Annotated in this window: 20 protein-coding genes; 14 read left to right on the forward strand and 6 right to left on the reverse strand. The window is 57.1% G+C overall.

Features of this window, described 5'->3' with window-relative positions; translation table 11 throughout:
* Positions 1-19: 19 nt before the first annotated feature.
* The 6 genes from M2103_RS10940 to dgt form a co-directional block, all read right to left on the reverse strand.
* Positions 20-1669, reverse strand: coding sequence for a glycosyltransferase family 39 protein (locus M2103_RS10940; RefSeq protein WP_277510545.1), 1650 nt, complete (start codon positions 1667-1669; stop codon positions 20-22).
* A complete protein-coding gene (locus M2103_RS10945) occupies positions 1669-2700 on the reverse strand; it encodes a glycosyltransferase family 2 protein (RefSeq protein WP_277510546.1) in 1032 nt (343 codons plus the stop codon). The genes M2103_RS10940 and M2103_RS10945 overlap by 1 nt, the downstream gene beginning before the upstream one ends.
* On the reverse strand, positions 2697-3443 hold the full coding sequence (locus M2103_RS10950; RefSeq protein WP_277510547.1) for an SDR family oxidoreductase: 747 nt from the start codon (positions 3441-3443) through the stop codon (positions 2697-2699). Before M2103_RS10950 ends, M2103_RS10945 begins: the two co-directional genes overlap by 4 nt.
* Before the next feature lie 16 nt (positions 3444-3459).
* Positions 3460-4764, reverse strand: coding sequence for an FAD-binding oxidoreductase (locus tag M2103_RS10955; protein WP_277510548.1), 1305 nt, complete (start codon positions 4762-4764; stop codon positions 3460-3462).
* Positions 4761-4913, reverse strand: a complete 153-nt coding sequence (locus M2103_RS10960; RefSeq protein WP_277510550.1) for a hypothetical protein — start codon at positions 4911-4913, stop codon at positions 4761-4763. Before M2103_RS10960 ends, M2103_RS10955 begins: the two co-directional genes overlap by 4 nt.
* Before the next feature lie 104 nt (positions 4914-5017).
* Positions 5018-6352, reverse strand: a complete 1335-nt coding sequence (gene dgt, locus M2103_RS10965; protein ID WP_277510552.1) for a dGTP triphosphohydrolase — start codon at positions 6350-6352, stop codon at positions 5018-5020.
* 202 nt (positions 6353-6554) lie between these two features.
* Between dgt and M2103_RS10970 the strand changes: the two genes are divergently transcribed.
* From M2103_RS10970 to M2103_RS11035, 14 genes are all read left to right on the forward strand, one after another.
* Positions 6555-7925, forward strand: coding sequence for a DUF1080 domain-containing protein (locus tag M2103_RS10970; RefSeq protein ID WP_277510553.1), 1371 nt, complete (start codon positions 6555-6557; stop codon positions 7923-7925).
* 63 nt (positions 7926-7988) lie between these two features.
* On the forward strand, positions 7989-9332 hold the full coding sequence (locus tag M2103_RS10975) for a Gfo/Idh/MocA family oxidoreductase (protein ID WP_277510555.1): 1344 nt from the start codon (positions 7989-7991) through the stop codon (positions 9330-9332).
* Between the two features lie 146 nt (positions 9333-9478).
* Positions 9479-10036: an elongation factor P gene (gene efp, locus M2103_RS10980; RefSeq protein WP_108824643.1), complete on the forward strand. Its 558-nt coding sequence runs from the start codon at positions 9479-9481 to the stop codon at positions 10034-10036.
* Positions 10037-10282: 246 nt separating this feature from the next.
* Positions 10283-10849 carry a hypothetical protein gene (locus tag M2103_RS10985; protein ID WP_277510559.1) on the forward strand — a complete coding sequence of 189 codons (567 nt, stop codon included), beginning with the start codon at positions 10283-10285 and terminating at the stop codon, positions 10847-10849.
* A 132-nt stretch (positions 10850-10981) separates the two neighbouring features.
* A complete protein-coding gene (locus tag M2103_RS10990) occupies positions 10982-11530 on the forward strand; it encodes a GYF domain-containing protein (RefSeq protein ID WP_277510560.1) in 549 nt (182 codons plus the stop codon).
* 29 nt (positions 11531-11559) lie between these two features.
* Positions 11560-11994, forward strand: coding sequence for a DUF2752 domain-containing protein (locus tag M2103_RS10995; RefSeq protein ID WP_277510562.1), 435 nt, complete (start codon positions 11560-11562; stop codon positions 11992-11994).
* 89 nt (positions 11995-12083) lie between these two features.
* Positions 12084-13835, forward strand: coding sequence for a glycosyltransferase family 39 protein (locus tag M2103_RS11000; protein WP_277510563.1), 1752 nt, complete (start codon positions 12084-12086; stop codon positions 13833-13835).
* A 160-nt stretch (positions 13836-13995) separates the two neighbouring features.
* Positions 13996-15156: a DegT/DnrJ/EryC1/StrS aminotransferase family protein gene (locus M2103_RS11005; protein WP_277510564.1), complete on the forward strand. Its 1161-nt coding sequence runs from the start codon at positions 13996-13998 to the stop codon at positions 15154-15156.
* Positions 15157-15278: 122 nt separating this feature from the next.
* A complete protein-coding gene (locus M2103_RS11010) occupies positions 15279-16253 on the forward strand; it encodes a glycosyltransferase (RefSeq protein ID WP_277510565.1) in 975 nt (324 codons plus the stop codon).
* A gap of 9 nt (positions 16254-16262) precedes the next feature.
* Entirely contained in the window at positions 16263-17087 is an 825-nt protein-coding gene (locus M2103_RS11015) for a hypothetical protein (protein ID WP_277510567.1), read from the forward strand.
* Positions 17088-17163: 76 nt separating this feature from the next.
* Positions 17164-18174: a formyltransferase gene (locus M2103_RS11020; protein ID WP_277510568.1), complete on the forward strand. Its 1011-nt coding sequence runs from the start codon at positions 17164-17166 to the stop codon at positions 18172-18174.
* 40 nt (positions 18175-18214) lie between these two features.
* On the forward strand, positions 18215-19261 hold the full coding sequence (locus M2103_RS11025) for a bifunctional UDP-4-keto-pentose/UDP-xylose synthase (RefSeq protein ID WP_277510570.1): 1047 nt from the start codon (positions 18215-18217) through the stop codon (positions 19259-19261).
* Between the two features lie 125 nt (positions 19262-19386).
* On the forward strand, positions 19387-22659 hold the full coding sequence (locus M2103_RS11030; protein WP_277510572.1) for a helicase-related protein: 3273 nt from the start codon (positions 19387-19389) through the stop codon (positions 22657-22659).
* Positions 22660-22676: 17 nt separating this feature from the next.
* Positions 22677-26153, forward strand: coding sequence for an Eco57I restriction-modification methylase domain-containing protein (locus M2103_RS11035; RefSeq protein WP_277510574.1), 3477 nt, complete (start codon positions 22677-22679; stop codon positions 26151-26153).
* The last annotated feature ends 29 nt before the right edge of the window (positions 26154-26182 follow it).

A 26182-nucleotide genomic window follows, 5' to 3' on the forward strand; every position in this document is an offset into this window, starting at 1 on the left:
GATCATAGGTTCAAGGCGTTCACCTGTCGCGTTTGAAAATAAACACCACATCCTGGTTGTGATTATAGGTGGTTATCGGTTCGAATCTGCGCCAGAAAAGTTCGGGGCGGTAGAGGTCTTTCCATAACACATCCACTTTCTTTATCAGAACGTAGCGCCCGGGCTGGCGATTATAACGGGACATGACCATCTCTAATTCTCGCAGATAATGCGGGCCGAAAGCCACCACCCAGTCGGGAAGCTCCTCCCCTCTGAAATGCGCCGCCGGCAATGAGGCGAGTTCCGGATTGGCGCGGTCATCGAGTTGCCACGCATAGATCAACTTTGGCGCCAAAAACATCAATGGATAACAACCGTCCAATCCGTTGCTGACATACACGGTGGAGCCAGGGGAGGCATGAGCGTTAAGCCAGTCGGCAACGGGGCGGTAGGGCTCTGGATTGGGATTGATGAGTTCCTTGACGTAGCACCATGTGGTCGATCTCGCGCCACACCATTTGAAAAACATGCCTCCGTGGGTGATGTTGCTGAAAAACACCAGCGCCGCCAACGGCAGCACCACGGCCATGCGCCCAAATGAAAGGCGGCACACCGCCCACGCTGTCAGCGCAACACCGAGCGGCAGCGCGGGGAGCAGATAGCGCACGTCGGCGACTTGGGTGGAGGAGACCAACTGCGTGGTAATGCCGGTCAATACAAGCGTCATTGTCACAATACCGATCAGCGCACGCAGCGCCATGGTCGGAAACGGTGTTTTTTTTATCCTCGCCACGCTCACAACGAAAGCCAGCAGGATTACCGGCCAGGAGAGAAATTCCACAACATTGATGTCGCGCAGGTGCCACCACCAAAGCACGAAACAATCCGTCAATTTATTCACCCATAAATTGCCACTGGTCCCGGTTTTGAGCGGGCACCAAACGAGGAAAACGAATGTGTTGATTATAATCTGCGGCATCCAGACAACCAGCCAGTCGCCGATGGACATCCGTCGCTCACGACGGCGCCACACCAGAAAATCCACGAACAGCGCGGCATAAACCATCACATACATTGTGTAATGGGAGGCAAACAGTAATGACGACGCGGCGGCCAGGCCTGCGAGCCAGCGTTTGCGTCCATCCCAATGCCAGTAGCACCACGCAATTACCACGGTTGCCAGCATCGCCAGCGCATAATAGCGGCAGTTGCGCGCATACAAAAAAAACGAGACATTGCCAACCATGCCCAGCGCCAGCGCCAGCAGATAGCGAAGGCTCGCCCGCCTCGCCCAAAACAACATCAGCGCCACAGTTGCCAGCCCAGCCAGGGCGAACGGCAGTCGCGCCTGCCAGTTGCCGACGCCAAACACAAAAAATGAGGCGCCCGTCGCATAATACATCGCCGGGGGCATGGCGCGAATTTTCTGGCCAACCAGCTCGCGTCCATTCAGCCAGGCCACGATGTTGCCGTTTTTTAACAGTGCCGACGTGTCTCCCGTTTCCGCCACGCTCTCGCTTACCAGCGCCGTCAGCGCCTCATCACCCCACAACGAGTAGGTTCCCAAATTCCAAAACGACAGGAACGCCGTCGCCAATAGCGCGCCAGCGATGATTATTGCCCGCCAGCGGCGGTCGCCGGTTGCCGTCGGTGACGGTGTGTCAGGCGTGTTGTCGGGATTGGTGTTCATTAAATTTTTTTCGGATTGGACTTTTCCTCAATTATCTCCTCCACGAGGTAGTGGGGGCGCCCTTTGATCTCGCGAAAGATTCGCGCCATGTATTCGCCAACGATGCCGAGGCATAACAATTGCACGCCGCCAAGCAGAAAGATGCCCACCGTTTGCGTGGCAAAGCCCATAACCATCCGTTCCGTCCACAAACCGAACCACTGCCCGATGCGTTGCACTAGCACCAGCATGGCGCAAAGCGTCCCGAAGAAACACAGGAACAGGCCGAGCCAAGAGATGAAACGCAGCGGTATTTCGCTGAAACTGGTGATTCCGTTCCATGCGTAGTTGAATAGCTTTGCGTAGGTCTGCTTTGGCGTCCCCGCCCGCTCGTGGCGGTCATACCAGACTGTCGCCTGCCGGTAACCGAGCCAGCAACGCAGCGCCGGCAAAAACAAATTGCGCTCGGGGAGCCGTTTTAATTCATCCACAACCACGCGGTCCATGAGGCCGAAGGTTCCGCTGTCCCGGGGCATCACATTGTTGGTCAGCCGGCCAAAAATCACATGGAAGCCCCGCAGCAGCAGCCCGCGAACACCGCGCTCGGGGCGCGAACGCCGACGTCCCACAACCAGTCGCGCGCCTTCGCGCCAGCGGGCGATCATTTCGGGAATAAACTCCGGGGGGTCCTGCAAGTCGGCATCGAGAAAAACCACGGCATCCCCGCTGGCGTGGTCCAATCCCGCGCGATAGGCCGCCTGCTGTCCGAAGTTGCGCGTCAGGCACACGAGTCGCGCGCCCTCCATGCCGCGCATTTCTTTGCGCACACGCGCCGCCGTGTCATCACTGCTGCCGTCGTTCACCGCCAGCCACTCCCATTTGACCGAGGTGTCCTGAAATAATTTTCGCAGCGCGGCGGCGAGGGCGGAAATCGTGTCGCTCTCGTTCCAAAGCGGCGTCACCACCGTGATGAGCGCTTGCTTGGAATCAGGCCGGGCGGCCGGCCCTGGGGATTGGGATGACGATGATGGATAAACATTATGTGCGCTCATAGCTTCATTCGTTTGAAGATAAATTCAGGAATCGACCTCACTACAAACATGATCAAGCGCCAGAAACAGGGAGTGTAAATCACGTCGCGTTTTTTCTCCGCCGCGCGCACAATGTTTCCTGCCGCACGGTCGGCGGACACTTTCAACGGGCTGCGGATATGCGCGGCCATCGGCGTGTCCACATAGCCCGGTTTGACGGTAAGCACCCGCACTCCCGCCGGGGACAGCCGGTTGCGCAGTCCTTGAAGAAAAACGGTTAATCCGGCCTTGGCTGAGCCGTAAATGTAGTTGCTCTGGCGGCCCCGATCGCCGGCCACCGAGGAGATTACCACGAGTGAGCCATGCCGCGCGGTCTCCATGTGGTTGGCAATTTCCCCGGCAAAAGAAATCGCGCTCAACAGGTTGATTTGAAAGGAATGCAACGCCTCGTCGAAATCACGCTCGCAGTCTTTTTGATTTTTGAGAACGCCGTGGCAAATGAAGGCCGCATCCATGCCGCCCAGCCACTCCCATGCGCGCCGGACCACTTGGCCGTGATTCGCACTCTCTTCAAAAACCACAGCCTCCACCTCCACTTTCACCCCGTGACGCAGCCGCAAGTCACGCGCCATAATGTCAAGTTTTGCCCCGGAGCGACCCGCCAGAAACAGCGTTGCGCCCGCCGCCGCAAGCCGCTCGGCAAGCGCTTGTGCGATGCCGGAGGTGGCTCCGATGATAAATGCTTTTTGAAGACTTGTTTTCATGGATAGGAGGGCTTGCTCAGAGAAGTCCTTTGGTGAGCCTCCGCCATGCGTTTGAGGAAAACGCCGGATCGATATACGCGCTGAATGCATTCAGATTGGGGCAGGTTCTTGCAAAGCACTCCGGCGGCATGAGCGCGTCCTTGCCTGGATTAAACACCGCGCCAGCGTCCTTCCCAATGCGGAAGATCTCATCGAAAAGTTTGCGCGTGCGCGTCCCTTTATTGGGGAAATCAATTCCGAGCGTGATCCCCGGACGCGGAAACGACATCAGGCCGGGCGAGCGCACATCTCCCATTGTTTTCAACACGGCCAGAAACGCGCCCTGCCCCAATCTGGCGGCTTGTTTGAAAATTTCCCTCAACGCTTCCTTGGCGGAATCGAACGGCAGTATGATTTGCGCTTCGTAAAACCCGGGTGTCCCATAGACACGCCTCCAGTTTTTGACCGCGTCCTGCGGATAAAAAAATGTCGAATAGTGCTGAAGTCCGAAGGTTCTTTTTCGCAACTGTCGACTATAGTAAAGCTGGTTAAAAATGCGGATGGACGTCCGATTCAATGCGAATGACGGAAACCCCGGGGGAAAATTCAACGGCGGTTCCCGATGCGGTTTGAGCCCGCCAGTATCGCTATCGGTATTGTTGCCTTGCATCAAGATTCCCCGTCCCCCCGCGACACAATCCACCCATGCGACCGTGTGCTCAAATTTTGTGTTGGAGCCTTCGGACACCTCGAAAAACTCGTTCAGGTTGCGAAACTTGATGGATTCGGTTTCGATCATCGCATTGCGAATGCGCCGCAGGCGAAACTCCACCCACGTGATCAATCCCGTGAGTCCCATGCCGCCGATCGTTGCTGCAAAATAATCGCTGTTTTCCGTGGGTGAACATACGAGTCGCCGGTTGTCCGAGCGCAGCAATTCAAAACGTGTGACATGACAGCCAAACGTTCCCGCGCGATGATGATTCTTGCCATGCACGTCATTAGCGACGGCACCGCCGACGGTGACAAATCGGGTGCCCGGTGTTGTGGGTAAAAACCAGCCGCGCGGAACGACAAGGCGCAACACCTCATCAAGGCTTGTTCCTGCTTCGCAACGGATGAGCCCCGAGTTTTCGTCAAAATCCAGCATTCGATTCATGGCTCGGGTGACAATCACAGTGCCCCCATCGTTCAAGCAAACATCCCCAAAACTGCTGCCCAAGCCATATGGAATCAATGTTCCGCCCGATGGTAATTTCGGCAGGGGCTCGCAACTCCATCGAGCCTGTTTCAACCATGATTTAGTTTTAGGGTTTCTCGAAAAATTTTCGACAACATTCATCTCTCACCTCCCGCCAGCAACGATGTGGCGTCATTTTTCGACAGCACAGGCGCCTCTGGCACCGCGCAGCCAAGTTCGCGGGCGAAGTAGGTGCAAACTTCAGAGCCGATAAGTCCTGACGAACCGGTGACGAGTAGTTTCTTGGGCATGAGTTTTGGCGAAAAAACGTAAGCTAGTTGTGAATGTGTGGATGTAAAGAGCGTAGCTGAACGCCCGGCGTGCCCGCGGGCTTTGGTGTTATGGGCGACGGGGGTCAGCTCAAATCCCGGATGCTGCCGAACTCGGGGTCGACGAGGCGGCGGTAGGTGCGGACGATCATGCCGTCGGTCAGGCCGGCGAGCCAGTCGCAGATGCAGCGGGCCTTGCCTTCGCGCGTCTTGGCCTCGTTGATTTGGTGCGCGGCACGGATGGGGATGACTTTGATCGCACGGCGGGCTTGGGGCGGCTCGACATAGTTTTCCCATGCGGCTTCCCAGAGCGTGTGCAGCACGCGGCGGGCTTTGTATTCGATTTGCTGGAGTTGCGGGCTTTCGAAAATGATGTCGTTCGCCATTTTCTTGTAGAACTCGGCCTCGGCGACGGCGGCGGGCGCGATGGTGAGTTCGAAGCGGTAGCGGTTGGTGAGCGACGACATGAAGTTGATGCGTTCCTTCAGGCGCGTGGCGCGGACGAAGGTGCCGATTTTCGCCGCGAACATGCGCTCGAGCTTGTCGGCGCGAATGCCGTCGATGAGTTTCCTCAAGCAATCACCACGGGCTTTGGCGCTGAGTTTGAGCGGGCCGGTTTGCGCGGTCCAGTGAGATTCCGTTTTTTCGGCCCAGGCCTCGATGCGTTCGATTGTGAGAAAACCGGCTTTCACGCCGTCGACGATGTCGTTGAGCGAATAGGCCGCGTCATCGGCCCAGTCCATGATCTGGCATTCAACGGACTTGAATGCGTTGAGCGCGAGGCCGTCGTGAAGCTCGCCGGGGATCTTGCGGTTCGCGAAAACAAATGAGCGCTGCTTTTCCTGATAATCGTAGAGGAAGTGGTTTGTTGGTTTCGCCTCGGAGCCGGTGAATTCGCGGTAGAGTTTTTTGTATTTGAGAACACCGTCGGTGAGGGCGCGCGTGGGCTGCATGCCGCGCACGGCGGTTTCGGATTCAAAGATGGTCTCGCCGAGGAGGCGGAGCGTTTGCGCGTTGCCCTCGAATCCCCCGTGGTCGCGCATGATTTCTTGAAGCGTGCGCTCGCCCGAGTGGCCGAACGGCGGATGCCCGAGGTCGTGCGCGAGGCAAATGGCTTCGACGAGGTCGTCGTCGATATAAAAATCGGGGGCGAGAAGGCCGCGGCTCGGGCATTCCTCCGAGGCGAGATAGTGGCAGATGGAGCGGCCGATTTGCGCGACTTCCATGGAGTGCGTGAGGCGCGTGCGGTAGAAATCGTATTCGCCGGAGAGGAACACCTGCGTTTTCGATTGGAGCTTGCGGAAGGCGTGCGAGTGAATGAGCCGGTCACGATCAACCTGAAACGCGCTGCGATAGTCTTTTTTGCGGGGTTCGCCGAGCGTTTGCGTGTCGAAGCCGGAATAAAACCGATTGTGTTTCATGGAAGGTAAGCGGCGAGTTGAGCATGAATGCGGCCGGGCAGGCGATGTTTTTTGCGAGTAGAGAAAAATGTGGAAATTAAGGGGTCCGCGGCGCGCCGCCGGGGGGATATTTTTATGTAAGGCGTGCTCGCTTTTGTCTTTGCGGCGTGTTCAGTTTGGACTCTGATTTTTGAGCATCATTTTTCAGCTACCCTTTCATACCATGAGAAAAACACTCCGAGGCGTTCATGCGTTTGTTTTTGCACTGGCGACCGTCGCGCCGCTCGCGCTTTCAGCGGGTCCGTGGGAGCCGCTTTTTAACGGCAGGGATTTGTCCGGTTGGAAACAGGTCAACGGCACCGCGCCCTACAAGGTCGTCGATGGCGCGATCATGGGCACGACGGTGCCGGGTTCGCCGAACAGTTTCCTCGCGACCGAAAAGCTTTACGGCGACTTCATTCTCGAACTCGAGGTGATGCAGGACGCGCCGAGCAACAGCGGCATCCAGTTCCGCAGCGAGTGCCGCGCCTCCGACGGGCGCGTGCACGGCTACCAAATGGAAATCGACCCGACGCCGCGCGCGTGGACGGGCGGCATTTACGATGAGGCGCGGCGCGGCTGGTTTTACACCGGCGCGATGAGCCATGCCGCGCGCGATCTCTACAAGCTCAACCAGTGGAACCGCGTTCGCATCGAGGCCATCGGCCCGTCGATTCGCACTTGGATCAACGGCGAGCCGGTCGCGCATGTGATCGACGACATGGACGCGCGCGGATTCATCGCGCTGCAAATCCACTCGATCTCGAAGAAGAAGCCCGAGGAGGCGGGCCGTCGCGTGTTCTGGCGCAACATCCGCATCCAAACCACCGACCTCAAGCCCTCGCCGGCGGACTCGCTTTTCATTCGCAACGTCATCGCCAACAACCTCGCCGACGCCGAGCGCGCGCAGGGCTGGAAGCTTCTCTGGGACGGCAGGACGACCGCGGGCTGGCGCGGCGCGGGCAAGAAGGCGTTTCCCGAAAAAGGCTGGCGCATCGAAAACGGCGAGCTGGTTGTCCAGAAATCCGACGGCAGGGAGTCGCAGAACGGCGGCGACATCGTGACCGAAGCGGAATACGCGGCGTTCGAGGTTGCGCTGGAATTCAAGCTCACCAAGGGCGCGAACAGCGGCATCAAATATTACGTGACCGAGAAATACGTGACCAAGGGTTCCGCCATCGGGCTGGAGTTCCAGTTGCTCGACGACGCGAATCATCCCGACGCGAAACTCGGCGCCGCGGGCAACCGCCAGCTCGGCTCGCTTTACGACTTGATCCCGATCAACCGGATGCCGGGCAGCCTTGGCGTCAAGCCGCGCCTCGGCGAATGGCAGCACGCGCGCATCATCTCGCGCGCCGACGGCACGGTGGAGCATTGGCTGAACGGCATCAAGGTTGTCGAATACACGCGCGGCTCGCCACTCTTCATGGCGCTTGTGGAACGGAGCAAATACAACAAGCACGAGGGCTTCGGCCTCGCGAAGAGCGGGCGCATTTTGTTGCAGGATCACGGCGACGAAGTGCGCTTCCGCAGCATCAAGCTCCGCGAATTGTGACGAACAACCAGTTCCCGCCCGTTTCACGTTTATTCACCCATCACCTTCACCCTTCACTCTTAGATGAATCGTCGCACGTTTATACAAAGTCTCTCACTCGCAGGGCTTGCCGTCGGGGCAGGCAGTTTGTCGCCGCGCCTGTTCGCGCGTGCGCGCGGCGCGAACGACCGGATTCGCGTGGGTCTGGTCGGGTTTGCCGACCGGTCGCGCGACACGCTCATCCCCGCGTTCCAACGACTGGCGGGCGAACTGAATTGCGAGATCGTCGCCGTTTCCGACATCTGGAACCGCCGCCGCGATGAAGCCGTTGCGTATTTCAAAAAAAAATACAGCCAGGACATCGCCGTTTATCGCAACAACGAGGAGATGTATGAAAAGGCCGGCCTCGACGCGGTCATCATCGCCACGGCGGATTTTCAACACGCGTTGCATTGCATCGAGGCGGTGAACGCCGGGTGCGACGCGTATGTCGAGAAACCCTTCGCCGAAACGATGGCGGACAATCGCGCCGCGCTCAAAACCGTGCGCGCCAGCAAGCAGATCGTGCAGATCGGCTCGCAACGGCGCAGCGGACGCGGTTACCACGCCGCGCATGACTACATAAAGTCGGGGCGGTTTGGTGACATCGTTTTTGCAGAGATGAGCTGGAATGTGAACCAACCCGGCCGCTGGCGCCGCCCCGAGCTCGTCGCGGGAATCAAGGAAAGCGATGTGGACTGGAAGCGTTTTCTCATGAACCGCCCGCGCGTCGCCTGGGACCCGAGAAAGTATGTCGAGTATCGCCTGTTCTGGCCGTATTCGTCGGGCATTCCCGGACAGTGGATGTGCCACCAGATCGACACCGTGCACTGGTTCACCGGACTGCCGCATCCGCGCAGCGTGAGCGCCAACGGCGGCATCTACATGTGGAAGGACGGGCGCACCAATTTCGACACGATGACATCCGTTTTCGACTACGGCCCGCTCGACGACCCGACGAGGGGATTCCAAGTCGTCTACACCTCGCGCTTCAGCAACTCGGCGGGCGGCGTGAAGGAGATTTATTATTCCAACGGCGGCGAGTTGAACCTCGACACAAACGAAGTTTCGCCGAAAGGCGGGCTGACCGAGAAACACGCCACGCGCATGAAGATGCGGCCAAACCGGCTCAAGCCCGCGTCGTTGAAAGGCGACGGCCCCGCCGCGACCGCCGCGAACACCGGCGTGGACAACATGGTGCTCGCGCACATGCGCAACTGGATGGAATGCCTGCGCTCGCGCAAGGAGCCTAACGCGCCCGTCGAGGCCGGCTACCAGCATTCCATCGCCACGATCATGGCCAACGCCGCCGCCCGCACAGGCGAAAAAGTGACCTTCGACGCCGCGCGCCAGGAAGTGCTCGCCGGCGGAAAAGTGTTTCACCTGTGATCCGTCGTCGTCGCGCCCCGCACCGGCATCCTTCCCGCGCGTCCGGTTTGCCCTCATGCCAAACCTTGACACCCCCGCCCGCGAACGCATAACCAATCAACCTTTTAACAATCGGAAAACACACATCCCTCAAACGTAACCAGCACATGCCCGCAGCAAACGACATTCGCAAAGGACAAGTTATCAAATACAATGGCGAGCCGCACCTCGTCATGGAAACACAACACCGCACGCCGGGCAATTTGCGCGCGTTCGTCCAGATCAAGATGCGCAACCTCCGCTACGGAAAGGCGCTCGACCAGCGCTTCGCATCGACCGACACCATCGAGGTTCTCCAGACCGACAAGCGCACGCTCGAGTTCAGCTACGCCGACCGCGACACCTACGCGTTCATGGATCCCGAGACCTACGAGCAGATCGAGCTCAACACGCAGCAGCTCGGCGACGTGGTCAACTACCTCGCCCCCGGCGGCAAGGTCGACATTCTCTTCGTCGATGAAAAACCGCTCAACGTCGATCTCCCCTCGGCCGTCGCGCTCAAGGTCATCGAAAGCGCCGAGGGCATCAAGGGCGACACCGCGAGCAACGTGCAAAAACCCGCCAAGCTCGAAACCGGCCTCACAATCCAAGTGCCGCTCTTTGTGAAGGAAGGCGAAGTCATTCGCGTGAACACCGCCGACGGCACCTACCTCGGACGCGCTTGAAGCGCACCTGAACGAAAAACGATTTTTCGCTTTTTAAAAACAGCCCGCCAAACCGCGGGCTGTTTTTTTTACCGCCTGCAATCAAGGAATTGTTCCTCGCGCACGCGTGCACTCCGGCGGCCTTCAATACCATCGCTTATTCATGGAAACACGGACGCCTTTTCCACTGCCTTGCGACTTGGCAAAGGGTGAAAATCTCGTGAAACTTCGCTCACTTTTCCAACAAAAACCACCACCAATCCATCCATGAATAACAACGAAAACCTGCCCGTCGTCCAACCCAAGCCCGAAGTTTCCGAAGTGCGCAAAGCCAGCTTTTGGGTCAGCCAGATATGCGTCATCATCGCGACCGTCCTCGGCGTGTATCTCGCCGCCACCCAGGGCCTCAAGCAGGCCATCGCGTTCGACGACATCCGCTCCGACAAAAACAACGCCTACCTGCGCATATCGCTCCGCACCGAGATGGCCGGCAATATCGAAGTCGTCAAAGACTACGTCGCCAAGGTGCGCAAGGACGGCTCGCTCGCATCCCGCAAACGCGCGCTCGCGCTCCAAACGTTTGTTTGGGACAACATGAAGTTCTCGTCCAACACCCTCGAAACCCCGTCCGAATTCCTCATGGCCAACGCGGACTTCCTGCGCACCATCACCTATCTCCACGGCGAGATAGCCGGCAGCGGCATCTCCACCGACAACGGACTCAAGCGCATGGAGGCGGCGATCAAAAAACTCGAGGAAACCGTGCTCCCGAAAATCGATTCCAATGTGGATGAACTTCGCACCAGTCTCAAAAAACGCGACATAGACATTTAATCCAGAAACGCCGGGCCCCGCCGCCCGGCATTTTTGCAATGGCGCCTCGCGCCCTCGCTTGCCAAACGCCCGCTTGTTCGCGAACCTGCCGTCAACATCTCCCAACAATAAACACCACACGCATAACTCCCCATGACCTATCACATCGCCCGCAACAACCAGCAACTCGGCACTTTTCTCAAGGATGAAGTAATCGCCCGCTACAACGCCGGGGCAATTCTCCCGACCGATCTCGTGTGGACCGACGGCATGGCCACGTGGGAGCCCGCCTCGAAAGTTTTCGGCGCGCCCGCCGCGCCTGTTCCCGCCGCGCCCCCGCCCGTCACCGGAGTTGCGGAGCCGATGACAACCATGCCTTCGCCGGGATTGGGCGCCGCCGGCCCCTCAATGGATACGCGCCAGCGTCCCGCGAACAACATGACGCTGGCGGTGGTGGCCACGGTGCTGAATGTTATCATATGCAATCTTCTGGGGCTGGCATGCTCGGTCATCGCGATTGTAATGTCAGCCCAGGTGAACAAAAAGTTTGACCAGGGCGATCTTTCCGGCGCCCAGAGCTCGGCCAAAACCAGCAAAGTTTTGGGATGGGTTGCGATAGGTTTGTTTGTTTTTGGCCTTGTCCTTTCAATCTTCGTTTTCGCAACGGGCATGATGGAGGCGATGAAACAATCCCGCTATTAACCAACATCCCGACGGCGACTGTGTGAAACATGGCGCAGGAGCAGCGAGACAAGCCCGCAAGTGGCTGGCTGCGCGCGGCGGCAATTATTTTGCCGCTGCTCATGCTCGCGGGGTTTGCGTGGGTCCGCCTCGCCGGGCCGGTTCCGCCGGCTTGGTATCCGCCGTGTCCGCTGCACGCGCTCACGGGGCTGTTTTGCCCCGGCTGCGGCTCGGCGCGCGTGTTTCATGACCTCGCCCACGGCAACTTCCGCGCGGCCTGCGGACACAACCTGCTCATTGTCGCGGCGATCCCTTTTATTGTTGTATGGGGCGTGCGCTCGTTGAACCGCGTTCTCCGGCGCAATCTCCCGCCGCAACAAGTTTCGCCCGGCCTGGCGCGTGTCGTGCTTGTTGCCGTTGTTGGCTTCATGCTCGCGCGCAATCTCCCGTGGTGGCCGTTCACGCTTCTCGCACCCGGCCCGTAGACGCGTTCAAAAATATAGATGTCTTTATCCGTCAAAACATCCTCGCCCTGAATGCGCAAACTCCGCTCTATTCAGCTTTTCATCGCACGATGATCGCGCCTGAACAGAATTCCGAGCTTCCCAATCCCCAAAACACCGCCTCCGCCTCGTGGCGTCGCGATTTGACATGGCTCGCGCTCATCCTCGTCGCGTGGTTCGGCCTCTTCCTCGGCTCGCGTCCGCTCAGCAATCCCGACGAGGGCCGCTACACGGAAATCCCGCGCGAGATGGCCGCGACCAACGACTACGTGACCCCGCGTCTCAATGGTGTGAAATATTTTGAAAAACCGCCGCTGCTCTACTGGCTCACCGCGCTTACCATCGAGGTTGCCGGCGTCAACGAGTGGACGGCGCGCGCATGGGTCGCCATTTTTGCGACGCTCGGCTGTCTCGCCACGTATGCCGCCGCGCGCGGGCTTTTCGGGCGCGCCGCGGGCTGGTGGGCCGCCGTCGTGCTCGCGACGATGCTGCTCTACTACACGCTCAGCCGCGTTGTGATTCTCGACATGCCCGTGTCGGTTTTTGTCGCGACCGCGCTTTTCGCGTTTCTGTTCGGCATACGCACGCCCGCCGGGCCCGGGCGCCGCTGGCTCTTCTGGGCGTTCTACGCGAGCATGGCGCTCGCCGTCCTCTCGAAAGGCCTCATCGGCTTTCTCCTGCCGTGCACCGTCGCGTTTGTGTGGCTGCTCGTGTTCAACCAATGGAAACGACTGCGGCCCTGCCATCCGTTCACCGGCGCGCTTGTGCTGCTCGCCATCGCCGCGCCGTGGCACGTGCTCGCCGCGCGCGCCAATGCCGACTTCGCGCAATTCTACTTCATCCACGAGCACTGGACGCGCTTCACAACAACCGTGCATGAGCGCTACCAACCGTGGTGGTATTTCGCGCCCGTGCTGCTCGTCGGCATTTTTCCGTGGACCGTCTTTGCGTTCCAAACGCTTCGCGAAAACGCGCGCGGCGGCTGGCGCGCGATTCGCAACGAGCGCGCCGACGAATGGTTTTTCATCGTGTGGGCCGTGGTGATTTTTCTCTTCTTCTCAAAATCGCAGTCGAAACTCCCGCCCTACATCCTGCCGATATTTCCCGCGCTCGCCGTGCTCATCGGCAAATGGCTCGCCGACGCGTGGCGCGCGCGCACGGCGCCGGGATTGCGCGCCGGCCTTGCGGTCTATGCGATTTTTTCCGCGCTACTCGGCCTCGCGCTCGCGCTCTGGCCCCTCGTCTGGTCCGTGCCGGAAAAACACGCCGCGGCCACCAAGCTCATCATCGGCGAGTCCATCTGGTTCGCCGTGATCTTCCTCGGCAGCGCCGCCGCGCTCGCCTGGTGCCTGCGCCGCGGAAAAATGCGCCGCGCCCTGGTCGTGATGACCGCCGGTTTCGCGCTCTGGCTCGCGTCGGGCAACCACCTCGGCGACGAACTCGACACGCGCTCCACAAAATCCCTCTCGCTCGAACTCGCCCGGCGCCTCGCGCCGGGCGACACCGTGTATTCAGTCGGTGAATACATTCAGGACGTCGCGCCCTACACCGGGCGCACGATAAACGTGGCGATAGATTTTGATCCGACGGCCGACGACGACCCTTTCGGCGAGCTCACATTCGGCGTGCGCGCCGAGCCGGAAAAGGCCGCGTCGCGTTTCATCGACAAAGCCGAATTTACCCGCCGCTGGTTTGCCGAATCGCGCGCCTATGCGTTTGTGCAAAAACGAAAGGCCGACCGCTATTTTTCCTCGCTGCCGCACACCGTGGTCGGCGAAACCTCGCGCTACCTGCTCCTTGTGAACAAGCCCGCCGCGCACTAATCAACACGACCATGTTTGCACAAAAACAAAACATCCACGCGAACGCCCCCGCAGGGGCGCGCCTCGCGCGCGCCCTCGCGTTCGCCCGCGTTGTGGATGCGCGCGCAAACAGTCTTTCGCAAACGAGGGCGCGCGCAAGGCGCGCCCCCACATTTCACGCATGAGCCCGATCGACGACACAAAGCCGTTTCTTCCCTTCACGCGCCCCGACATCGACGAGGAAACCATCGCCGGCGTCGCCGACGTGCTTCGCTCCGGCTGGATCACCTCGGGCCCGCAAGTGGAGGCTTTCGAGGCCGCGCTCTCGCAACGCTTCGGCGGACGCCCCGTGCGCGCCTTCAACTCCGGCACCTGCACCATGGAAATCGCGCTGCGCATCGCCGGGGTGGGGGAGGGCGACGAGGTCATCACCACGCCGCTTTCGTGGATCGCCACAAGCAACGTCGTGCTCGAAACCGGCGCGCGCCCCGTCTTCGTGGACATCGACCCGGCCACGCGCAACATCGACCTCGAAAAAATCGAGGCCGCCGTCACGCCGCGCACCAAGGCGATCATCCCCGTCGATCTCGCCGGCCTGCCCGTTGATCGCGACCGCCTCCACGCCATCGCGCAAAAACACAATCTCCGCGTCATCGAGGACGCCGCGCAAGCCGCCGGTTCCAAATGGCGCGGCAACCTCGTCGGCACAAAAGCCGCGAGCCGCGATTTCGCCTCCTTCAGTTTTCATCCCAACAAAAACATAACCTCCATCGAGGGCGGCTGCCTCGTCCTCAACGACGAACGCGAGGCCGCGCTTGCCGGGCAATACCGGCTGCAAGGCGTCGTCCGCACCGGCTTCGACGGGATGGATGCCGAGGTGCTCGGCGGCAAATTCAACCTCACCGATGTCGCCGCCCGCGTCGGTCTCGGCCAGCTCCGCCGCCTCGACGAGTTCAACGCAAAACGCCGCGCCCTCGCGCAACATTACTTCAAACTCTTCGACGCCCCCGCCGCGCGCGCCCTCAACCTCGGCCTGCCGCCCGCCGATTTTGAGAACAGCAACTGGCACATGTATCAAGTGGTGCTCCCCGAGGGCCCCGGCTGCCTCGCGCGCGCGCAAGTGATGGAAAAAATGCGCGCCGCCAACATCGGAACGGGAGTTCATTATCCGCCCATCCACCTCTTCACGCTCTATCGCAACCTCGGCTGGAAGCCCGGCGATTTCCCAAACGCCGAGCGCGTCGGCCGCACAATCCTCACGCTTCCGCTTTTCCCCGCGATGACCACTGATGACGTCGGGCGCGTGGTCGCGACGCTGGGCGAAATTCTTCAAAAGAAATGAACCGCGACATGGAAAGTAGCACAGACATTCCTGTCTGTGCAGAGAGACTTCACGAATCAAGGCACAGACAGGAATGTCTGTGCTACCTTCAAAGTTTCGCGTCCATTAGCGGTTGAAAAATTATGAGCACCGAACCCGCCTCCCTTACCCAAACGCCCTTCGCGCCGCCGTCCCTCGATGTCTCCATCGTCATTCCTGTTTACAACGAACAGGGCAACCTGCCGCTCTTGTTTCAACGGCTTTATCCCGTGCTCGACGCGCTCGGGCGCAGCTACGAAGTCGTCTTCACCAACGACGGCAGTGTGGATGCCTCCATCGAGCTGCTCACCGAGCAATTCAACGCGCGCCCCGATGTCACGCGCGTGATCGACTTCAACGGCAACTACGGCCAGCACATGGCGATCATGGCGGCGTTCGAGCGCGTGCGCGGCAACGTGGTCGTCACGCTCGACGCCGACCTGCAAAACCCGCCCGAGGAAATCCCGAGACTTTTGGAAAAAACCGACGCCGGCTACGATTGTGTCGGCGGCGCGCGCCAGAATCGTCAGGACAGTTTTTTCCGCCGCTACGCCTCGATGTTTGTGAACTTTGTGCGCCGCAGCTCGACGAACATTGAGATGACCGACCAAGGCTGCATGTTGCGCGCCTACAGTCGCGACGTTGTCGAGGGCATCGTGCGCAGCGGCGCGATCAACACCTTCATTCCCGCGCTCGCCTACACGCTCGCAAAAAATCCGACCGAGGTGCCGGTCGCGCACGAGGAACGGCATGCCGGCGTGTCGAATTATTCGCTAGGAAAACTCATCCGTTTGAACTTCGACCTCATCACGGCGTTCACGACGGTTCCGCTGCAACTGTTCACCATACTCGCGATGGCGTGTTCGGCGGGCAGCCTCCTGCTCGTCTGCGTGCTCGCCTTCCGCCGCATCTTCCTCGGCGCCGAGGCCGAGGGGTTGTTCACCCTTTTTGGAATTTTGTTTTTTCTCATCAGCGTCTGCATGGTCGGCATCGGCATCATTGGCGAATACGTGGGAAGAACGTATCAAGTGGTGAGGGGGCGGACGAGGTATCAGGTGAATCGGGTGCTGGAAAAATAATCCGAAAGAATGAACGCTCCATCTAAAAACGGTAAAATACCCCTAAAAAAAATCTCATCGGGATGTTTGAAGGGCATCTTAATATTCCTTGTTGTTGGTATTATTCTGTATGCAGGTTTAATATATGTTATCGATATCGTTACTACTAGGGCAAAAATAGTTGCAGCGACTTCTAACTTCAGGAACTTAGAAAAATATACGGCTACTTATTTGAAAAACCACACTGCTGATGGCAGTATTCCAATAACCGAGGGTGAGGGGCTGTCGGTTGTTGTGGTTGATGACAACGGTAGGGAAACACGAGCGGAATCAAGATTTTATACCCTTGAGCATATTTTGATGGCTTATGGTATTCAAGAACGTCCATTTCACTGTCGAGAACTTGGTAATGATAATTACAATTATCCATATAAAACATTTTCAACTGAAACTCGCGCATTTTTAAAAACTATCAGAAATTATGAAAAAAAAGCAGTGCCTTGTGATGATCAATCCTTGGACTGGACACCATATAATCGTGCAGAAGTATCTTTGATTGACTTGTCTAATTCGCAGGGTGCGTCAAAGAGTTTTCCTGTGATTGTTAAGAACGGCACAATAGATCGAATAAATTTCTACCTTGATGGCGTTGTCCCATTAAAAGGAACTCGCTGTGCCTATGTTGTTTTAAAGAATGTGAGTTATCGCGATGCGTGTGCTCTTTCCGAGCTAATCAATGGGGCGATGGACTGTTCCAGTGAAGCAGGCTTTCAATACGATGGGCGATTAATATTTAATAAACCATCAGCGGATAAGAAAACCGACGTATACTACTACCTGTGTCATACAGATTGATCAAGCTTATGGGTATTAATGATATTTTTCTTTTATTTGCGTCCATTGGTGTTCATTCGCGGTTAAAAAATAAAACATGAGCAAGCCCCGCATTCTCTTTCTCGGTTACAGCGAAGTAGGCTACGAGTGCCTTTCGCTTCTGCTCTCCCGTGGCGACAACGTCGTCGCGCTCATCACGCACGAGGACAATCCCGACGAAAAAATCTGGTTCAAGACACCCGCTGTTGCCGTTCGCGAGTATAATTCCGCAATCCGCAATCCGCAATCCGCATTCCCCGCCATTCCCATTTTTGCTCCCGCTTCCATCAACACGCCCGAATGGTTTGCGCGCATATGCGACGAAATCCGGCCCGACCTGATCCTTTCCGTTTATTATCGCAATATGATCAGCGAGCGCACTCTCGCGCTTCCGCGACTCGGCGCGTTCAACATGCACGGCTCGCTCCTTCCCAAATACCGCGGACGCGCCCCGATCAACTGGGCCGTTCTCAATGGCGAGCCGCGCATTGGCATGACGCTTCACAAAATGGTCAGGCGCGCCGATGCGGGCGACATTGTTGACCAGCAGGGCGTTGACATCGCCCCGCGTGACACCGCCGAACAGGCTTTCCGCAAAGTCCTCCCTTGCGCGCGCGCCATTCTCTCCCGCCAAATCGACGCGCTCCTCGCAGGCACTGCCCAGGCCACGCCGCAGGACGAATCGCAAGCGACCTATTTCGGCGGACGAAAACCCGGGGACGGACGTATTCAATGGACGGATACAAGCGTGCAAATCTTCAACCTAATCCGCGCCGTCACCGATCCCTACCCCGGCGCGTTCACGGATGTCCCACCCGTAGGGGTGTCGCTTGCGACGCCCGGCTTGCGTGGCACGGGCTTCCAGCCCGTGAATCCGAACACCCCCGCTCCAGCTCGCCTCATGGTCTGGTGGGCCGAGCAAATCGCCGCGCCGCGCCGCGCCGCGCCCGGCGAAATCCTTTCACTCTCACCGCTCATCGTCGCCACCGCCGACGGCGCGCTTGAGCTCACCCGCACCGAATGGCGGGGCGCGCCCGCGGCCCCGTTGCAAATCGGACAAATCTTATAACAGGCTCGCCCGCCCGCCGCCCTTGCCTTACTTTCCCATCATGCCACTCAAAGTCCTCATCCTCGGTGCCAACGGATTTATCGGAAGCTGCCTCACCGCCGCGATCCTCCAGCAAAAAGACTGGGAGGTTTACGGCATGGACATCGGCGACAACAAACTCATCGGCAGCCTCGGCAACCCGCGCTTCAAATTCGTCGAGGGCGACATCACCATCAACCGCGAGTGGATCGAGTATCACGTGAAAAAATGCGACGTCGTCATCCCGCTCGTCGCCATCGCGAACCCGAAGCAATACGTAATCGCGCCGCTGCGCGTGTTCGAGCTCGATTTTGAGGCCAACCTCGAGATCGTGCGCAAATGTGTTAAATATAAAAAGCGCGTCCTCTTCCCCTCGACCTCCGAGGTTTACGGCATGAGCCCCGACGCCGTGCTTGACGAAACGACCACGAACCCCGTTTACGGCCCCATCGACAAGCAGCGCTGGATCTACGCCTGCTCGAAACAACTCCTCGACCGCGTCATCTACGCCTACGGCATCCATGAAAACCTCGACTACACACTCTTCCGCCCCTTCAACTGGATCGGCCCGAAACTCGACAACGTGTTCGAGGCGAAGGAAGGCAGCTCGCGCCTCTTCACGCAGTTCATCAGCAACGTGATTTTCAAGAAACCGCTCCAGCTCGTCGATGGCGGCGCGCAAAGCCGCTCGTTCACCTACATCGACGACGGCGTGGATTGCCTGATGCGCATCATTGAAAACAAAAACGGAGCCGCCTCGCGCCGCATTTTCAACATCGGCAACCCGGCCAACAACGTCAGTGTCGCCGACCTCGCAAAAATCGTGATCGAAATCTTCCGCGAATACCCCGCCTGGCGAGAGCACGCCGATCAGGCAAAAATCGAAGTGGTTTCATCCGGCGAATATTTCGGCAAGCACTATCAGGACATCCAGACGCGCGTTCCCTCGATCAATGCGGCGAAGGAAGCCCTCGGCTGGGAACCCAAGACCGACCTCGCCACGGCGATCCGCCTGACCCTCGACTACCACCTCGCCCAAAAAGACCACGACCTCGGCGCGCACGGATGAGGAAATGACGTGAAAGCAGACTAAACGTGAGGCTCCCATGACTGTAATTTGGTCGCAACTTCATCGTCTAATTTACCTTGCTTCGGCGGCCAAATAGCAGATGCGTATTGGGTGTTCGTTTATCCATGTCCACAAAGTTTTTCACCAATGAGGAAGGGCGCGCTCTCATCGAAAAGATTGAGGGCATTTTTGAGCACAAACGAATCCACTTTTTGGATGTTCTAGTCGGCTATTTTCGAGCATCGGGCTATTTTCGCATTCGCCCATTTGTTCAAAAATCGGAACGCATCCGTATTCTCGTCGGAATCAATATCGACCGTTTGGTTCAAGAGGCATGGGACAAGGGACTTCAGTTTGGCGTGAATCCCGCCTCCTCGCGCGCCGAATTCCTAACGCACCTCGCAAGGGACATTCAGGAGTCCGCATACGATCGACCCGTCGAGGAAGGCATGCTCGGCCTTGTTGGTGACATTGTGGATGGCAGGGTGGAAATCCGCATTCACCCCGCGCAAAATATTCATGCCAAACTCTACATTTTTCGCGAAGAAACCAAGCATTCGCATGGTTACGGCGCGGTGATAACAGGCTCGTCCAACCTCACCGACGCCGGACTTGAGCGAAATTTTGAGTTCAATGTCGAGTTGCGTGATGACCACGATATCGAATTTGCCACAACCACGTTCGAGAAACTTTGGGACGAAGGCATCGCCATCAAGCCGGAGCATGTTCAGCAAATCAAACAGCAAACATTTTTGAACGACTCGTTCACGCCTTACGAACTGTTCATTAAATTTCTCACGGAATACTTTGGCGCGGCCATTCATTACGACCCGACTGTCCTTGAGGATCTGCCCTCTGGCTTTAAGAAGCTTTCTTATCAGGCCGATGCCGTCAACGACGGTTACGCAAAACTCCAGAAACATGGCGGGTTTTTTCTCTCCGATGTCGTCGGGCTTGGAAAAACCCTCGTGGCGACGCTCATCGCCAAGCGGTTTTATTATACAAACGGATTCGTCACCAATCACCACTCTGCGACACTCTTTGTTGTTCCGCCTGCCCTTGTCGAATACTGGGAGGAAACCATCCGTCAAATCGACCTCAAAAACACGCGCATCATCACCACTGGCAGTCTTCACAAAATTCGTCACCCGGAGGATTACGACCTCATCATCGTGGATGAAGCGCACAAGTTTCGCACCGACACTTCCGAGATGTATCGAGAGCTCCAGCGCATATGCAAATCACCCACGCGCCGCCGCGACGAATTGGGGCGTCTGTATGACAAAAAAGTTATTCTTATCTCGGCGACTCCGCTCAATAACCGGCCAAGCGACATCGCCAGCCTCGTTTATCTTTTTCAAGACAGCAAGGACTCCACGCTCGACGAAACGGCTAACCTTCAGCACTTCTTCGCACCGCTCATCAAAACCTACGACCGCCTCAAGCGCGAATCCGACCCGGTGGTTGTCCGCGAAGGCGTCCGCGCCATTTACGATCGCATACGCACACACGTCATCCAGCCGCTTACCGTTCGCCGCACGCGGCGGGATTTATGGGCGCACGACTCATACCGCAACGACATTGTCGCCCAAGGCATCAAGTTTCCCGATGTTCAGGCTCCGGAAAAAATTTACTACAAACTGCCGCCCGTCCTTGATGATCTTTACGACCGCACGATATGGTTGCTCTCGGATCCCGCCGGCGGTCTGACCTATAATCGCTACCGCGCCATCGCTCACCTCAAACCGGAAAAGTGCGCGCGTTACCAGCAGGCCAAGCGTATCTCCGACCAGCTCGCCACCATCATGAAGACGCTACTCGTGAAGCGTCTCGACAGCAGTTTTCACGCGTTTCGCAAATCGCTCGGTCGCTTCGCCACGGCCACGCGCCAGATGGTCGGTATGTTCGAAAAAGGCAAAATCTACATCGCGCCAAACCTGCCCGTTTCCGAATATCTCGCCGACGATCGCGAGGAGGATCTGCTCAAGCTCATCGCCGAGACTTCGGACACCGACCCCACGATTCAGGTATGCGAGCCTGATGATTTCGACGCATCCTTCGTCGAGGGACTCCGCCGCGACGCGAGCATATTGGAAAACCTCGTTTCAGCGTGGAACGACATCACCACAGACCCGAAGCTCGACGAATTCATTTCCCGTCTCAAATGCGGACTCTTCGACAAAAAGCTGAACCCCTCGCGCAAACTCATTGTCTTTTCCGAATCCGCCGAGACCACGGATTATCTCGTCCACGCTCTCGCAAACGCAGGCTTTGAGCGCACGCTCGCTGTCACAAGCGCGAATCGCAAGGACATGCTTCCTCTCGCCAAAGCCAACTTCGACGCCAGTGTCGCCGCCAAGGAGCAGGACAGCTGTTACGACATCCTCATTTCCACTGAAGTGCTTGCGGAAGGCGTCAATCTCCACCGCGCCAACATTGTCGTCAATTACGACACCCCGTGGAATTCCACGCGCCTCATGCAGCGCGTCGGTCGCGTCAATCGCATCGGCTCCCCGCACGCCGCGATTCATATCTTCAATTTTTTCCCCACCTCACAAGTCGAGGGCGACATCCAGTTGGAAAAGAAAGCCAAAATGAAACTCCATGCTTTCCACGCCGCCCTTGGCGAGGACAGTCAGATTTATTCCGACGAGGAATCGCCCGAAACCTTCGGCCTTTTTGAAAAAACGGTTAAGGAGGAAGTGGACGAGCGCCTTTCACTTCTCATGGAACTTCGCGCCTTCAAGGGCGAACACCCCGACCGCTTCAAGCAAATCAAGAACCTCCCCCGCCGCGCCCGCACGGGCCGCACTGATGGCACTCATTCCGGATCCACGCTTGCGTTCATTCGCAGCCATCGGCGCGATGCTTTCATCCAAGTCTCCGCCGATGGCGAGCATCAGGAACTCACATTTTTGGAAGCCGCCAGCCGCTTCCGTGCGGAACCTGCCGAAAAAGCGCGGCCGTTTCACCAACACCACCACGAGCAAGTGCAAACCGCCATCGCCCTCTTCAACAACATGCTTCAGGAAGACCTCGCCAGCGAGCAAAAGGTGGACCCGAAGCTCGGCCCCAACGAAAAAAAGGCGCTTCAACTCCTCTCCGCGCTTCGCCAAATGCCCGTCTCCTCGGAAAAGGAGTGCGCCCTGCTCGAATCCGCCCAACACGCCATCCGCGTTGGCAAATTCCAGCAACTTCACCGCGATCTCAACAAACTCCAGAAAGCCGTGAAAGGCACGCCGGTTGCCCCCTCCATCCTCCTTGAGCGCGTTGTTGCCATCCTTGGCAAGTATCCAATCGCGCCCGATGAGGAGGCACCGCCCGAAAGGCCCGGCGAACACACGCCGCGCACCGCCGTTCGCATGCCTGAAATCATCATTTCCGAATCTTTCGTCTGACACCACGCTCTCGTCACATGGACACCTCCACACTCGACCGTATCTTTGCCCAACCTTATCAACGTCATAACTGGTTCTCTGATCAGGGAATCCTCCGTCAAGTCTTCGCCTCGGATCGCGTGGACATCTTCAATCGACCGCGCCGACTTGGGGTTTCCTCCGACGTCACTCGCGACATTTGTCAGCTCGGCAGCATTACGCTTGCGGACGGCAACCGCCTCGGCCTTCTCGAAGTCGAACTCGCCTCCACTCAAACCCAAATCGCCCGCAACCGCATCGGTCTCCGCAACCTCGCTGGCAAGCTCATTGACCAAGCTACCATTCACGGTGCCCTCGCCTTCTATCATCACCCGCAAACCGCCGAATACCGTTTCAGCTTCATTTCCCGGCAATCGCGCCTCAATGCCGACGGCACCCTCACCACCGAGGAAACGCACCCAAGACGCTACTCTTACATTTTCGGCGACAACGCGCAGCATTACAAGACACCCGCGGAACGCTTCCAAAAACTCCAGTCCGCTCCGCCCACCCTCGCCTCCGTCACAGACGCCTTTGCCATCGAACCCCTTGGCAAGCAATTTTACACCGAACTCTTCGACTGGTATCAATGGGCGCTTTCAGATGAGGTTGGAATCACCTTCCCAAACGACGCCGCCACCCCCGTCGACGACCGCCACAACATTGAGGAAAACCTCATCCGCCTCGTCACCCGTCTGATGTTCGTCTGGTTCATCAAACAAAAGAAACTCGTCCCCAATGCACTCTTCGATCCCGGCACCCTTCGCGAAAAAATCCTTCGTGACTTTGATCCCCTGGGCACCAACTCCGGCAATTACTATAACGCCATTCTTCAAAACCTCTTCTTCGCCACCCTGAACAATGAAATTCCCAATCGAGCCTTCGCTATCGCGCATCGAGGCCCGAAAAACCAAGCGTCCGACTACGGCATAAAAACCCTCTTTCGCAACCCTGGCGAAGGTGCCGGCACATGGTTCAAAATTTCCAACAACGAAGTCATCAACCTATTCTCGACCATCCCCTTCCTCAACGGTGGCTTGTTTGAGTGCCTCGACAAGGACACGCCCGACTCCAAAAACCGCATTATCTATGCCGACGGCTTTTCCCGCGCCAGCGGACGCCAAAAACGCGCCTTCATACCCAACAACATCTTTTTCGACCCCAACCGCGGCATTATTCCCCTGCTCTCCCGCTACAACTTCACCATTGAAGAAAACTCGCCGAATGACGCCGTGGTCGCCCTCGACCCTGAACTCCTCGGCCATGTCTTTGAAAACCTCCTCGGCACCTACAACCCCGAAACTCGTGAAACCGCCCGCAAGCAAACAGGCTCCTTCTACACACCCCGCGAAATCGTCGGCTACATGGTGGACGAAAGCATTCGCGCCTTCCTTGCCAATGATTTCCCCAAGGAAACGCTCGATGCACTTTTTGATGAAAGCGCCTTCACCATTGGAAAAATAAAAAATCGCGATGCCATTGCCACCAAACTCCGCTCGCTAAAAGTTCTCGACCCCGCTTGCGGCTCCGGAGCCTTCCCGATGGGCATCTTAAATCGCATGGTCGGACTGCTCCAAAAACTCGAACCGGAGGCCGAGTCCGCCTACGAACAAAAACTCCACCTCATCGAAAACTGCCTCTATGGCGTGGATATCCAAACCATTGCCGTCCAAATCACAAAACTTCGCTTCTTCATCTCCCTTGTTTGCGAACAAGAGCCGACTGCCGACAAAGCCACCAACTACGGCATTCTCCCGCTCCCCAACCTCGAAACCAAATTCGCCGCTGCCAACACCCTCATTGGCATTACCGACGCCATCTCCGGCCTCCTCAGCGAACAGGACCCGAAGCTCCTGCGCTTGCGGAATGATTTGCTGGAAGTGCGCCACCGCCATTTCTCCGCCAAAACCTCCGCCCAAAAGAAAAAATACCGCGACCGCGACAGGGAATTGCGCGAGGAAATGCAAGCCCGCCTTGTCGAAATAGCCAGAAGGCCGGATGCCGAAAAAATCGCCCTCTGGAAACGCGAAATAGCCAAAATTCGAGAAAAGCAAGCATCGGTCGCCGCACCTAAAATCGTTTCCATAAAACGCCATGCCCAGAAAAATCTTTTTGGCGAAACTGAAAAGGAAGGCGACGCCCTTGATCTGACTGTTGATGCCAATAAAGAAGAACGTGAAAAACTTGATGCGCAAATCCGCAACCTTGAACGCGCAATAGGAGAAGAGGACGCCAAGGCCAGGAACACCAACGCCTTCGGCGATGCCGCCCTGCTGGTTCGCTGGAATCCCTATGACCAAAATGCCACCTCCCCCTTCTTTGATCCCAACTGGATGTTCGGCATCACCACTGGCTTCGACATCGTCATCGGCAATCCGCCATACGTTCACCTCGAAGATATAAAAGACGAAGCAGCGCGTTTATACAAGCCGCTCAACTTTGAAACTTACGAACCTCGTGGCGATCTCTATGCTCTTTTCTACGAACGTGGCTGGCAACTTCTCGGTGACAATGCTCACCTTTGCTATATTACATCCAACAAATGGATGCGTGCTGGTTACGGAGAAAGTCTTCGGAAATTCTTTTCCCAAAAAGCACATTCGAAAATACTCATAGACTTTGCTGGGCAAAAAATCTTTGAGTCTGCTACCGTTGATACCAATATTTTTCTTTTTTCCAAAGTAACCACAACTTCCAGTTCACCATCTAAAAACTTGGGTTTGCAGCAAAATGATGGTTCGCCTAATTTCGCACCCACACTTGCAGTTATCGCCACTGAGGAGTGTCGTGAAAATTTGAGCGTTTTTGTTCGCCAGCACGCTACACCCTGCCGCTTCAACACCTCCGCAAGTTGGGTCATCCTTAACCCCATCGAGCAGAGCATAAAAGCAAAGATCGAGAAAATTGGCATCCCTCTCAAAGATTGGGATGTCTCTATCAACTATGGCATCAAAACCGGATTCAACGAGGCGTTCATTATAAATGAGAACAAGCGCGCTGAGATTCTTGCAAACTGCAAAACTGACGATGAGCGCAAGCGGACCGACGAGCTAATACGACCCATTCTTCGCGGCAGGGACATCAAACGGTATTCATACACATGGGCAGGATTATATTTGATAACAACACACAATGGCGTTCCCGAAAAGGGAATGCCAAAAATTGATATTGAAAAGTATCCTGCTGTTAAAAAACACCTTGATACTTATTGGAAAAAAATCGAATCCCGCACCGATCAAGGCGACACACCTTATCATCTCCGTAGTTGTGCTTATATGGAGGATTTTTCTAAACCGAAAATCATATGGATTGAGTTAGTTGATAGACCCAGCTTTGCTTTCGATGAAACTGGAGTTGTTATAAACAATACCGTATTTTTTATTGTTGGGAAAAATATTCATTTTATTTTAGCGATAACGTCCGGAATCTTGCGCACATTTTTTAAAGCTATAGCAGCGGGGGACTACTCCCGATGAACCAAAAAACTGAAAACCCAGATGAAGGC

Origin of the sequence: Ereboglobus sp. PH5-5, from assembly GCF_029504805.1 — a bacterium.
Classification (GTDB): Bacteria; Verrucomicrobiota; Verrucomicrobiia; order Opitutales; family Opitutaceae; genus Ereboglobus.

What these genes read in the sequence shown, in the direction of transcription:
- M2103_RS11025 (WP_277510570.1), top strand. Translation starts at nt 18,215, where the DNA reads ATGCCACTCAAAGTCCTCATCCTCGGTGCCAACGGATTTATCGGAAGC.
- M2103_RS11035 (WP_277510574.1), top strand. Translation starts at nt 22,677, where the DNA reads ATGGACACCTCCACACTCGACCGTATCTTTGCCCAACCTTATCAACGT.
- M2103_RS11020 (WP_277510568.1), top strand. Translation starts at nt 17,164, where the DNA reads ATGAGCAAGCCCCGCATTCTCTTTCTCGGTTACAGCGAAGTAGGCTAC.
- M2103_RS11005 (WP_277510564.1), top strand. Translation starts at nt 13,996, where the DNA reads ATGAGCCCGATCGACGACACAAAGCCGTTTCTTCCCTTCACGCGCCCC.
- M2103_RS11015 (WP_277510567.1), top strand. Translation starts at nt 16,263, where the DNA reads ATGAACGCTCCATCTAAAAACGGTAAAATACCCCTAAAAAAAATCTCA.
- M2103_RS10990 (WP_277510560.1), top strand. Translation starts at nt 10,982, where the DNA reads ATGACCTATCACATCGCCCGCAACAACCAGCAACTCGGCACTTTTCTC.
- M2103_RS10985 (WP_277510559.1), top strand. Translation starts at nt 10,283, where the DNA reads ATGAATAACAACGAAAACCTGCCCGTCGTCCAACCCAAGCCCGAAGTT.
- M2103_RS11010 (WP_277510565.1), top strand. Translation starts at nt 15,279, where the DNA reads ATGAGCACCGAACCCGCCTCCCTTACCCAAACGCCCTTCGCGCCGCCG.
- M2103_RS10960 (WP_277510550.1), bottom strand. Translation starts at nt 4,913, where the DNA reads ATGCCCAAGAAACTACTCGTCACCGGTTCGTCAGGACTTATCGGCTCT.
- M2103_RS11000 (WP_277510563.1), top strand. Translation starts at nt 12,084, where the DNA reads ATGATCGCGCCTGAACAGAATTCCGAGCTTCCCAATCCCCAAAACACC.
- M2103_RS10940 (WP_277510545.1), bottom strand. Translation starts at nt 1,669, where the DNA reads ATGAACACCAATCCCGACAACACGCCTGACACACCGTCACCGACGGCA.
- M2103_RS10950 (WP_277510547.1), bottom strand. Translation starts at nt 3,443, where the DNA reads ATGAAAACAAGTCTTCAAAAAGCATTTATCATCGGAGCCACCTCCGGC.
- M2103_RS10975 (WP_277510555.1), top strand. Translation starts at nt 7,989, where the DNA reads ATGAATCGTCGCACGTTTATACAAAGTCTCTCACTCGCAGGGCTTGCC.
- efp (WP_108824643.1), top strand. Translation starts at nt 9,479, where the DNA reads ATGCCCGCAGCAAACGACATTCGCAAAGGACAAGTTATCAAATACAAT.
- M2103_RS10955 (WP_277510548.1), bottom strand. Translation starts at nt 4,764, where the DNA reads ATGAATGTTGTCGAAAATTTTTCGAGAAACCCTAAAACTAAATCATGG.
- dgt (WP_277510552.1), bottom strand. Translation starts at nt 6,352, where the DNA reads ATGAAACACAATCGGTTTTATTCCGGCTTCGACACGCAAACGCTCGGC.
- M2103_RS11030 (WP_277510572.1), top strand. Translation starts at nt 19,387, where the DNA reads ATGTCCACAAAGTTTTTCACCAATGAGGAAGGGCGCGCTCTCATCGAA.
- M2103_RS10970 (WP_277510553.1), top strand. Translation starts at nt 6,555, where the DNA reads ATGAGAAAAACACTCCGAGGCGTTCATGCGTTTGTTTTTGCACTGGCG.
- M2103_RS10995 (WP_277510562.1), top strand. Translation starts at nt 11,560, where the DNA reads ATGGCGCAGGAGCAGCGAGACAAGCCCGCAAGTGGCTGGCTGCGCGCG.
- M2103_RS10945 (WP_277510546.1), bottom strand. Translation starts at nt 2,700, where the DNA reads ATGAGCGCACATAATGTTTATCCATCATCGTCATCCCAATCCCCAGGG.